Source organism: Persicitalea sp., from assembly GCF_041751555.1.
Taxonomy (GTDB): Bacteria; Bacteroidota; Bacteroidia; order Cytophagales; family Spirosomataceae; genus Persicitalea.
The window spans coordinates 1-12035 of record NZ_JBGSXF010000678.1 but is presented as its reverse complement, the minus strand read 5'-3'; the positions used below and the strand labels follow the sequence as shown (position 1 = coordinate 12035).

Genomic DNA, 12035 nt, shown 5'->3' with positions numbered 1-12035 from the left:
CGTCGAACCCTTTGCCGACAAGTGGCGGGCCTTTGGCTGGAACGTGCAGGAAATCGACGGCCACGATTTGGAAGAAATCGCCCGAGCGGTGCATACAGCCCGCTGGATTCAGGCCAACGGCAAGCCCAACGTCATTATTGCCCACACCGTGAAGGGCCGCGGCATTGAGCGGGCGGAATTCAACTACCAGTGGCACACCCACGCCCCCGATCCTGAGACGGCCGACGCCATGCTGCGCGAGGTGGCCCGCCATTACGGACGGCCCGAAGCCGGATACAGTAAATATGATCTTGAAACCCAAAAAGAAACTTTTTATGGCGGAGAATAACGACGATAACGGCCTGGAAATGCGCGACGCCTACGGAAAAGCGCTGCTGGAACTGGGCGCGGAATACGAGCAGATGATCTACCTGGACGCCGACCTGCACACCTCAACAAAGGCCTCCTGGTTCAAGAAAAGATACCCCGACCGCTTCATCCAGGTCGGCATCGCCGAGCAGAACCTGTTCGGCATTGCGGCGGGGCTGGCCTCGGAGGGCTTTATTCCCTTCCCCTCCACCTTTGCTGTGTTCGCCTCGCGGCGGGCGCTGGACCAGATCGCCATTTCCATCTGCTTTCCGAAGCTGAATGTGAAAATCCCCGGCTCGTACGTAGGCATTCCCACCAGCCGGGCGGGCGGCTCGCACAACTGCATCGAGGACATCGCCATCATGCGGGCCATGCCCAACCTGAAAGTGGCCGACGCGGGCAGCAATGAGGATCTGCGCCAAATCATGAAAACCGCCATCGCCACGCCCGGCCCGGTATATTTCCGCATTACGCGCTACACCGTCCCCGAAATTTTTGGCGAAAACCACCACTTCGAATGGGGCAAAGGTGAAATGTTGCGAGAAGGCGGCGACGTGACGCTCTTCGGTACGGGCGTGATGACCGCCCGCTGCGTGGAGGCCGCCGACCTGCTGGCCAGGGACGGTATCATGGCTGAGGTGGTGCACCTGGCCTCGATCAAGCCCATCGACCGCGAACTCATCGACCGATCGGTCCGCAAAACGGGCTGCGCCGTGACCGCCGAGAACGCCAGCGTCCTGGGAGGCTTCGGCGATGCGGTGCTTGAAGTGTTGGCCGAGGAATGCCCGGTACCTGCCCGCAAGATCGGCGTCCGGGACGCCTTCGTCGAGAGCGGCGGCATCGAAGAGCTCTTCGCTCACTACCACATGCAGCCAGAAGATATTGCCGATGCCGCCCGCGTGGTGATTGTTCAAAAGGAGCAAATGCGTTCCAGCCACCAATTTGCCTTATAAAAAGCCGTTCTTATGACCCAAAGCCTGACCGACCTCGACCCCATTCGTCTTTTCAGCGACTACATGAAACTCACCGGCGTCCCTACGCTCACCCCCGCCGAAGGACCCGACCCCGCCCTATCGGGCAAGCGGCTTGGCGTGGTCAACGGCTCGTCCTGGACCAGCCTGTGGTCCACTTATTTCGGGCAGAAAATGTTGCCGGGCGTCAAGATTATTAATGTGGGAAACGAGGCGGTGCAGCTCAACTTTATGACCGCCCACCACCACGGGCAGCCCTGTCCTCCGCAGGTCAACATTGACGCCACCGAGCGCTACGCCCGCGACCTCTACGACCTCTACGCCGTGGATGCCGTGCTGCTCACCTGCTCGACCATGAACCGCGCCTTCCGGCAGGTCAGCGAAACCATGCGGGTGGTAAAAGTTCCTGTGGTGCAGATCGACGAGGCGATGATGGAAGAGGCCGTGCATACGGCGAACAAGGGGAAAATACTGGTTATCGCCACCCACGGCCCGACCGTCACCAGCACCCAGAACCTGCTGCGCGAAACCGCCGAACGGTTGGGCAAATCTGTCGAATTCATCGGGGCCACGGTAGCGGAAGCCTTTGGGCTTTTGGGAGAAGGTCGAATCGCTGAACACAACGAGGTGATCGCCCAGGCCATCCGCCAGGCACTGCAACAAGAATCAGTAGAAGTGGTGGTGCTGGCGCAGCTTTCGATGAGCGTATTCTCGTTTTCTTACCCTGATCCGGTAGCCGCCTTCGGTGTTCCGGTGCTGAACAGCGGCGAGACGGGCTTTCGACGGGCTGGGGAGGTGCTTGTTATTTCGTAAATTCAAGCGTCCGCAAATCCAGCCTTTTCCAAATATTGATGCCGCCCGCTGTCTCATCAAAAACAACGTACACATCGTGCGCCCCGGACTGCGGCAGCAGCGACGCGGAAGTCACTTCTACGCCATCGCCCTTGACGGGCACTTGCGCGACAACCTTCCCTGTCGGGCTGTCGATGCGGAATTCGAGGGTTCCTACCAGCTTAGGTGTGAAGACATCGGCTGCTACCTTTTTCAGACCCGTCAGATCCACTTGATTGAACTTGATCCAGGCTTTGTCCTCATTGTAGCACATTGTGAAGCCGCCGTCGGCATTGCTGCGCTTGGAAATGCCCTTGTGGTAGCTATCGGCCTGCGAAGCCGGGAACTTTGCCGGGCGCAGCCGCATCAGTTCCTGGCCCAGCAGCCCGCCGCTGTCGGTGTAGCGGGCCATCAGCACGTAGTTGCCGGGTGTCCGGTCGGTCGTGATGCTGCCCCGGGACGGCATTTGCGGACTGGGCTTGTCGAGTGAAAGGATGTAGCGCACCATCTCGGCGGCGTCTTCCCTGATGAGTTGCGGGTGCGCCGACATGGCGTGTTCCTGCGTCCAAACGCCCGCGCCACCTTTGATGATTTTAGCGGCAAGCTTGTCCACCGCGTCGTCGTCGTAGCGCTGGGCGATGGCCCGGTAGCTCGGGCCGACCGACGCGGCGTCCAGGCCGTGACAGGCCCGGCAGTCGCTTTGCTCCATGAGAGTTTTGCCCTTGAAAGTCATTTCACCTGTCGCCATCAGGCCCGCTACGTCTTCGCCTTCGGGCAGGTAGTGAAACCAAGTCTTGATGCGTTCAGGCGGGATGACTTTGTCCTCATGGTCGGCCACTATCACCTTATAATCTACTGGATTATTACCAAAATAAAAGGATCGATTACCGCCCCAGTCCACCGTCACGACGGGCGGCTCGTTGCCCACGCGGATGGTCAGGGTATTTTCGGCCGATTTTCCGTTCGAGTCGGTCACCCGAACGCGAGCTTTGTAGTTACCGGGTTTGGTAAAAGTAAAGGCGGGCGAAATTCCTTTGGCCTGAATACCGTTGGCAGTGAACGACCACTCGTAGCGCAGCGAATCGGCTTTGTCGTAGTCGAACGACCCCTGGGCCGAAAACCTCACTTTCAGCGGCGCGGCCCCGACGGTTTTGTCCGCCGAGATTTTGGCGACGGGAGCGCGGTTGCCTTCGTTGTATTCGATGCGTACCAGTTTGGCATCGGTATTCTTGGCCCGCCAGTAGGTGCCGTATTCGAGTACGTAGAGTTCGCCTTGGCGGTCAAAAGCCATGTCCACCGGGTGGTTGAACTCCTGATCGGGCAGGAAGCGCTCCATGCTTTGGTAGTTGTGGTTTTTGTCCATCGTGACGGTGGTGACGACGCCCCGCATCCAGTCGTAGATGAAGAGTTTTTCATCGAAATATTTCGGAAACTTCCCCGGCGATGCCTGGTAGTCGTCGTAGTAATAGACCGGACCCGCCATCGCGTTGCGCCCGCCTTTGCCGAGTTCGGGGAACTCTGGCGACTCGGCGTAAGGGTAGCAGATAAAGGCCTTCTGCGCAGGCGGGAGGTCTTTCAAACCCGTGTTGTTGCGCGAAAAGTTGACGGGATGCTGCGGGTCGAACAGCTCTCCCGACTTTTTGGCTTCAAAGTCGTACTTGTAATAGGGCTTGTTGTCGCCCACGAACAGCGGCCAGCCGAAGTACCCGGCTTGCCTCGCCTGGTTGATCTCATCGTGGCCACGCGGGCCGCGCGTCGGCCCGTCTTCCCCGGCGTCCGGCCCGACCTCGCCCCAGTACAGGTAGCCGTTGCGCTGATCGACCGCGATTTGGAAGGGATTGCGGTTGCCCATGACGTAGATTTCGGGCCGCGTTTTCTCCTGGCCCGGCTTAAAGAGGTTGCCTTCGGGAATCGTGTAGGAACCATCGTCCTCGGGATGGATGCGCAGGATTTTGCCGCGCAGATCGTTGGTGTTGCCTGCCGATTTGAGGGCGTCGAAACGGATCCGGCCCGGTCGGTCGTCGCTGGGCGAGTAGCCATCGGACTCGAAAGGATTGGTATTATCGCCCGTGGAAAGAAACAGATTCGCCTGGGTGTCGAAGGCCAGCGAACCCGCCGAGTGGCTGACGCCCTCGTGCAGCAGCGGCACGCGCAACATATCCACACGGTTGGTCAGCCCGGTTTCCGTAAGTTCGAAGCGGCTGAGAACGTTGGTGTAGCTGTCGCCCTGCATGACCATGTCTCCATAGTAGAGGTAGAGCCAGTGGTTTTGCAGGAAATTGGGGTCGAGGGCCAGGCCCAGCAGCCCGTCTTCACCGGTGGCCCGGATGTCGAGTTTGGTGATCCGTCTTTTAGTAGTAGTCTTGGGGTCGAAGCTGTTGACGTAACCTACGCGTTCGATATAATAGACCATACCATCGTCCGCAATGGCCAGTTCCATGGGTTCGTTCAGGTCGTCGTCGAGGGTGATTTTGGTGAAGCGGCTGTTCTCGGGCTTGTCGCCTGGACCGGAAAGCAAGTGGGTGAGGAGCAGGGAGAAGGTCAGCAGCAGGTATTTCATAGGTAGGGCTGTATTCGTGCGACTAAAAGTACCACTTCGTCTTTAAGTTAACAAATGGCAATGCCTACTGGAAGAAACTGACAAAAGCAATGGAAATGTGGAAAGATCATCTCATTAGGTTTCGCTATTTTTATGTTTTATAGACGGGGAGCAAAAAGATTTAAATTATGGATTTATCTCTTCTTAATCAGAAAAGAAACGGAATTGCTTGTCTCATTCTTCCATAAGAAGGAGTTGGATTTCTTTACATGTTAATTAACCCATCAACAACTCAAGTAGATGATGAAAGTTTTAATTTCCAAATGCCATTCTTGAGTGCTTAGTCTCATCATTTGCTATAACGAGTTGATCGACGCACCTTACCCCCTTATACATGGCTCCACCCACTTTCACACCCTCATAACTTAGTTACACTTAAAGTTGGAGATCATATCAGTTCATTAAACCTCTGTCCTTTTGGTAAGCAAATTCTTTGGTGGCGGCGTCATATTTATTTACTTGGGATATCATTCATTCTAACACTGCTCCTGAAAGGCGGCACCGTCGTCGCAGTGTTACGCCAGGATGGAAAAATGGCACTTTCAAGTATTTAAAGCCAAACTCGCCTTCATCTGCCGCAACGTTGTCTCCACTTACAGGAAAGTCGACGGCCAGTTTGCCGTCGAGGCGGCGAGATGCATTTCGTGAGCGGTCAATGTTTGTTATTTTATTAATAAATCTCTCAAAATATGACGGTTACCACTCTACTTACGCTTCTTTTCTGCATCGTCCGCCTTGGTTGCTCCGCCCAATCTATTCAGGACAGAGCCTACCCACCAGCCAGTCCCTATCCCTACGAACCCTACTTTCAGGCGCACATCGCGGGAGCCATCGACAGCATTGCCGCCGAGCCCTACGGCCAGCGGAACCGATCCGTGGATAACTGCCCCGACACACGCAGGCTGGTGTACTCCTTCGCCCTCGAAGGTGAGGCCGTCACCTCGCCCTATACCGGACGAAAATTCATCCAGGGACCGACGGGTTATTTTGGAGCCAAAAGCCGCGACGTGCGGGGCCGGATCGCGACCTTCGGCGGCGATCCGCTCAAGTACGACCTCCCACCCATGACCGCCCGGCTACTGCGCCAACCCAACGACACGCTGGTGATGGCATTTTTGAGCGTTCCCGGCAACCTCGTGCAGCAGTACCACTTCGCAGCCAGCCATTGGGCGCGGTTTTACGGCCTGGTGGCTGACCGCATGAGCGCCGACTGGCATGCCGATTTTCGGGCCGCAGTTTCGGACTATGCCGAAACGCGGCGCCCCTCCGATGGGACCCGCGAACACAACCCGATGGACTACGCCTACGACATGGTGGGCACGCCCGGCGGCGATGGTGTGCTGGGCGGCACCCGCTTTGCCGGGGGGACCGAAAATCACAAAATCATGTGGCGCACCACGGCTTTGCTGTATTCCCAGTGGTTTCCCGATTCGGCCCGAATTTCTAACTACGCCACCGCCGAGGCCGAGCGACTGACATTCGGCTTCTTGCAGGATTTTGTGCGGCGGCTGGGCCGAACGGGCCACGGGGAGTTCGATTCGGAAATTTACTACCCGCACTCGATTCAGGCATTCCTGAATCTATATGATTTTGCCAAAAAGCCGGAACACAAACAATTGGCTAAAACTGCTCTTGATTACTACTTCGCGACCTACGCCTTAAAAACCTACCACGGCAGCATCGCCGGAGCACAAAAACGCGGTGGACTCCCCAAAGTGGAAAGCGAAATGGCGGTACTGTTGAGAGCCTTCGCCGACACCACTAACCTTAAACCGCTGCCTGTACCGCTGGCGGTTGCCACTACTACCTACCGTCCTAATCGGGTGATTTGCAATTTGTTCAATAAAAATGTTATCCTGCCTTTCTCCGCTCAAATGAGCCGCCCTAACTACCCGATGGACAAGAAAAACGTAACACAGGAAAGCTTTTATGCCTCGAATTCATTCGGGCTGGGCAACGCGCCTCTGACGATGGTCGACAACCCCAACCAGCAGGTGGCGTGGTCGCTGGTGGCTCCCGATGGCTCCGACAATCTGGTGTTCATGGGTCAGCAGCCGCAGCGCGGGCTGAACGTCGGCCACAGTCCTTACACCCAGACTTTGCACGACCAGGGTACCATCATCGTGATGAGTGCGCCGACGCAAGCGGGGCCATCCGGCGTGCTTTCAACCGAGCAGGCGCAACGTCAGCAACACGCCGGAGCGCCATTGGCCCACTATCCGCAACCGAACTTGCGCGACCTGTCGGCCGTGGAAACCTTCATCGACTCGACCGCCAACAGCGCGGCTACCTGGCTGATGATCCCTAAGGGCGTGGAGAAAACGGAGGAAGATGCGGACGGCATCTTTATGGAAGCCGGTGATGCCTTTATCTACGTACGGCCCTTCGGCGATTGGTTTTGGGTGGATATCCCGACAAGCGAAACTGCTTTTTTTACCAAAAAAGGCACCCGCCAAACCCTGACGAAGTACCGTATTCTGGTCTGCAACGGGCAACCGTCGGGCTACGTGCTGGAATCGGCTGAAAAGAGTAAATACCGCGACTTGACGGATTTTAAGCAGAAAGTTAGTCAAAAGGCGCGGCTGAATTTATCCAAATACAAAAAAAACGCGCTGGTAGAATACCGATCCTTTAACAACCGTCGCCTTAAAATGAAGTACCGCCCCGACGGTCTGAGAGCCGACGGCTGGATCGACGGCACCCCGCTGGATTACGCCTCCTGGGCCGATGGCGGAGTGTACGACAGCCCTTATCTCAAAATAAAGAATGGCCGGACGACCGTGACCGATGGCCGCGAAAGCTTTGTAATCGACCTTGACAACCCCTGATTTTGAAAAATCTCAAACAAGTACTTTTCCTGTTTCTGCTGGCGACCGTCTGCGCTATTTCGGCCCACGCCCAGCCCGACCCCTTCCTGCACAAACTTTACGATTCTTTGCACGATTCACCGATGCAGCAAAAGTTTCGCCGCCTGGCACCGATGCCCGCCGGGGTGGTGTACGTGCAGCAGCCCGACGAAGGTGAGACAGAGATACGCGAACACTTCCGCACTATGAAGCGATTGGGCTTCAACGCCCTGAAGCAAATCCTGACCGTGCCGCCCTGGACGGAGGAGCAGGTAGGGCTGCTGGCTTTGGAAGAGGGCATCGTGCCGTGGTGGTACGGCGAGGGAGGCTACGCCGAAATCGACGACACACTGCTCGTCCGCCTGAAAATCAGCCGCTCACTGCCACTAGCCGAGGTATTAGCGCATCCGGCGCTGGTCGCCCATCAGCGAGAAGTTTTGAAAAAAAGAATTGAAAAAATCCAGAACCAAAACAACGCCAGCCAACCCATTCCGATGGCCGCCACGAGCCGCGCCTTCGATCCCGAAATCGGCAAGCGTGGCGACGACCTCAACGAAAAGGGGGAGTTCCTCTTTGTGGAGTGGCTCAAAAGTCGCTACGGTACGGTCGAGAAGCTCAACTACGCCTGGAACCAGCACCACGCAGGGCTTTTTCGGCCTAACCTCGGACCGTTCAAGAATTGGGACGACGTGGCCAATAACTGGAAAGACACGCCGCGCCGCGAGTACAACCACGTTAAGGACATCTATCGCTTTAAGGTCGACCACAACTATCGCCGCATCCTCAACAGCGCGGCGCAATTCAACGCCTTCGACCCCGCCGCGCCCTACCGGGGTGGCGGCGAGCTGGCGGTTTTCCACCCCATCGCCTGGTACAACGTCGACATGGAGGGCATCGCCCGCTCGCTGACCGACTACGGTTCTTTTTATCCTTCGATGCACTTTTCGTGGCACTACAACCTGACGGAGGGCGAAGTCTGTAAATCGCTGTATATGCAGGCGTCGCTGATGAACGACTTCAATAAGGGTGGCTGGACGGGCGGCTGGGAAAGCACCGGCGGCCCCCAGCAGATGGATGGCGAGAAAGATCCCGGTCACGACAACGCCTATTACGCCGGGGAGGGCGAAATCACGCAGCTCTACCTGAGCCAGTTGGCGGCGGGCTTCAAGGGCTTCGGCGTGTGGGCCTGGAATGCCCGCAGCGCGGGAAAAGAGGAAGGCGAGTACGCCCTGCTCGACCGGAACGGCCAGGTCACCGACCGCGCCGAGGCGCTTGGCAAAATCGGGCAAGCAATGCAAAAATACCGCTTCGAACTCTGGCAAGCCCACAAGGAGCCGCTGGTGGGCGTGCTGTACGACTGGGAGAACGAGGCCACCTGGGGCGCCACCAGCACGCCGGGTGACGACGATTTCAAGCTACAGCCCGTCCGCGCCCGCATCGGCATCAGCAACGCCCTGATGGAGGCTAATATTCCCTACGAATACGTTACGCCTGACAACCTGAAAAAGGGCTTATCGGGACGCTATAAAGTACTTTACCTGCCAGCGATGCTCTCAATTCGCTTAGAGCTACTACCCATTTTACATCAATACGTGGAGCAGGGCGGACGATTGGTGATGGACCTGCCCTCGGCTCGTTTCGACGAAAACGCCGCCCACTTGCCCGTGGGTAAGGGATCGGTGTTTGAACAAATCTTCGGCTGCACCCTCGATGATTTTCAGTACGCAGGCACCAACCGCCCGCAATTCATGGACGGCCGCGCACTCTACGGCTACACCATGGACGCCACGCCTACTACGGCGAAAGTTTTGGCAAAATATGATAACGGCCAGCCCGCCATCCTGGAAAATTCCTTGGGTAAAGGCCAGGCCGTGCTGCTGGGCTTGCAATCCTCGATCAACGGCTTTACGCAAAATTTTACTGAAAAAGGTGAAGGCCGTCAGGCCGGTCGGGTGCCGTTTTTGCCCTACGTTTTGGGTAATTACCAATCGCCCTATGCTTGCGCCAACGCCCTGGCCTATCGCCTGGCTTCACCTGTGGCGGATCACTATTTCCTAATCAACCAGGGACCGGCCACCACCGCCTCGCTGAATACCAAAGTTATGAAGTATCGCCAATTCACCGATGCGGTGACGGGGGAGGTACTGGACGCAACCAAAATTCCCGTAGACGGATTCGGCGGACGCTGGGTCCGGGCGGTGAGGTAAGCTGAAAAGCAACAATATTTGCCCAAGACCTCGGCTGATTATTAGCCGATCTGAAACAATTCAAATATTTTACAAAAACATTTAGGGATTTACGAGACTTAGTCTACCATTAAGTGAACGCCAACCACAAGGCAGCGCAATGGCAGCAGTCAAAGACCTCAACGATGAACATCTGACGACTCTTCTCCGGGAGGGACGGCGGGCTGCCTTTGCCGAAATCTACCAGCGCTACTGGTGTAAGCTTTACAGCATCGCCTACTATCAAACAGGCGTCCGTGAGGAGGCCGAAGAACTGGTACAGGAAGTTTTCCTGAAACTGTGGAGCCGCCGCGCCGAGGTCGTGATCCAGCACTTGGGCCTGTACCTGACCGTCGCCATCAAGAATCAAGCTTACGACTACATCAAATCTCAGATTAGCTCCCGCAAGTACCAGGAATACCTGATTTTTCAAGAAATTCACCACCACCGCGCCACCGACGACATCGTCAACTTTACTGACCTGGCCGAGGCCGTGGAGGATGCTCTGGGCCGCTTGCCCGAGAAAAGCGCCGAAGTGTTCAAGCGCAGCCGCTTCGAGAACCAATCGGTTCGGGAAATTGCCGCCGGCCTGAATCTGAGTGAGAAAGCCGTAGAGTACCACATCACAAAGTCGCTCCGGTTTTTGAAAGAAAATCTCAAACATTACCATACAGACAACTAGGCCGCCCCTGGAACACCGCTATGACGCAGCAGAAATTCAATCAACTACTGAAACGCTACCTGGCCGGGCAGACCACCGCTGCGGAAGAGCAGTTCCTGCTGGAATGGTACGAAGATCCCGCCAACAACGTGGAACTCAACCTGACCGAGTTTCAGAAAGAAACGATTAAAAATCGGATGTGGAACCGCATCCGCCCGCACACTCAGCCCGCCTGGACAACCCGAATCGTTCGCCTGGCCTGGACGTCGGCCATCGCGGCTTGTTTTATACTGGGCTGGATATGGGTCAATCCGCTCGACTCGCCCCTGCGGCTCGATTCGACGGTGGCCTCCATGAAAAAGGAGCGGGAAAAAATGGAAGTAAAAAACACCAGCCAGTCCGAGCGGGAAGTACTCCTGCCGGACGGCAGCAAAGTGACGCTCAACCCCGGCAGCCGCCTCAGCTATGACCCATCTTTCAACCAGTCCCGCCGCGAGGTCACGCTGACGGGCGAAGCTTTCTTTAAAGTGAAGCACGATCAAACCCGGCCCTTTGTGGTGCATACGGGCGAATTGGTCACGGAAGTACTGGGAACGAGTTTTCGGATCAAACAAAATAGCCGGGGCAAGAGCGTCGAGGTATCGGTGCGGGAAGGCAGGGTTTCGGTGTACGCCGAAGACAAACAGAGCAAAGGGGAACACAACGGCGTGATTATCACCCAAAACCAGCGGGTTCTTTTCGACGCCACCACACAGCGCATCGTGCCGGGTATTGTGGAGGCACCCGTGCCGCTGGCATTACCCGCCGAGGCACCGCCCACATTGGTTTTTCAGGAAACTTCCTTTGAAAAAGTCCTGGCTGAGTTGAGCCGCCTGTACGGCATCGAGTTCGTCATTTCGAACCCGGCGGTGAAGGACTGCCGCATCACCGCCGATCTGCACGATTTGTCGATGTTTACGCAATTGGATTTAGTTTGCAAATCCGTGGGGGCGACTTACGATAAGCGCGGGACGGTGGTGTTTATCAATGGCGACGGCTGTTGAAAAAAGCCGGAAATGCTGCGAACATTCCCGGCCCAATCGTGCATCCACCCACAAACGCTAATCTGTGGGAGTGTGCTGTTTTCCAATCCTTTTACCAATTAAAAAACTTTTAAAATTATGAAAAAAAACCTACCAATTCACAGAAACTTGTGGAAGGTTATGAAAATCACTTTATCACAAATGCTCTTACTCGGGCTATTCGGTAGCATCGCCCTGGCGCACGATACCCACGCTCAGGAGGTGCTGAACCGCACCATTACGCTAAACCAAAAGAACCTCGAACTAAAAGACGCCCTCCGTCAAATCGAGCGGGAGGCCAAAGTAAAATTCGTCTATAGCACCCGCATCCAGTCGGGTCAGCGCATCTCGCTGAACGTGACCAACCGCAAGCTTTCGGCGGTTTTGGACGAACTGCTGACGCCCGTCGGAATCAACTACGAGGTCATCGAAAACCGGATTCTGCTCACCAAGTGGCGGTCGAACCGCAGTTCGCTGGCCGATCCTGAATTTA

8 protein-coding genes and 1 pseudogene are annotated in these 12035 nt (G+C 56.3%); 8 read left to right on the top strand and 1 reads right to left on the bottom strand.

The features are described from left to right. The 3 genes and pseudogenes from ACEW8P_RS23970 to ACEW8P_RS23960 form a co-directional block, all read left to right on the top strand. Window positions 1-328: pseudogene (locus ACEW8P_RS23970) on the top strand (hypothetical protein); the annotation flags it as partial. Next, window positions 315-1301 (top strand): transketolase family protein, encoded by a 987-nt coding sequence (locus ACEW8P_RS23965; protein WP_373515590.1) that lies wholly within the window; start codon window positions 315-317, stop codon window positions 1299-1301. The pseudogene ACEW8P_RS23970 and the gene ACEW8P_RS23965, both read left to right, overlap by 14 nt. 12 nt (window positions 1302-1313) lie before the next feature. Continuing rightward, window positions 1314-2132, top strand: a complete 819-nt coding sequence (locus ACEW8P_RS23960) for an aspartate/glutamate racemase family protein (RefSeq protein WP_373515589.1) — start codon at window positions 1314-1316, stop codon at window positions 2130-2132. Here the strand turns inward: ACEW8P_RS23960 and ACEW8P_RS23955 are convergent. Beyond that, window positions 2122-4710, bottom strand: a complete 2589-nt coding sequence (locus ACEW8P_RS23955) for a PQQ-dependent sugar dehydrogenase (protein WP_373515588.1) — start codon at window positions 4708-4710, stop codon at window positions 2122-2124. The genes ACEW8P_RS23960 and ACEW8P_RS23955 overlap by 11 nt on opposite strands. A gap of 728 nt (window positions 4711-5438) precedes the next feature. On the opposite strand from ACEW8P_RS23955, the gene ACEW8P_RS23950 reads away from it, so the two are divergent. From ACEW8P_RS23950 to ACEW8P_RS23930, 5 genes are all read left to right on the top strand, one after another. After that, window positions 5439-7577: a hypothetical protein gene (locus ACEW8P_RS23950; protein WP_373515587.1), complete on the top strand. Its 2139-nt coding sequence runs from the start codon at window positions 5439-5441 to the stop codon at window positions 7575-7577. Between the two features lie 2 nt (window positions 7578-7579). After that, complete coding sequence (locus ACEW8P_RS23945; protein WP_373515586.1) at window positions 7580-9802, top strand: beta-galactosidase trimerization domain-containing protein; 2223 nt, start codon at window positions 7580-7582, stop codon at window positions 9800-9802. Between the two features lie 139 nt (window positions 9803-9941). Beyond that, on the top strand, window positions 9942-10502 hold the full coding sequence (locus ACEW8P_RS23940; protein WP_373515585.1) for an RNA polymerase sigma-70 factor: 561 nt from the start codon (window positions 9942-9944) through the stop codon (window positions 10500-10502). A 20-nt stretch (window positions 10503-10522) separates the two neighbouring features. After that, window positions 10523-11524, top strand: coding sequence for a FecR family protein (locus ACEW8P_RS23935; protein WP_373515584.1), 1002 nt, complete (start codon window positions 10523-10525; stop codon window positions 11522-11524). 159 nt (window positions 11525-11683) lie between these two features. Then, window positions 11684-12035 (top strand): STN domain-containing protein (locus ACEW8P_RS23930; protein WP_373515583.1); only part of this gene is annotated, 352 nt, incomplete at its 3' end.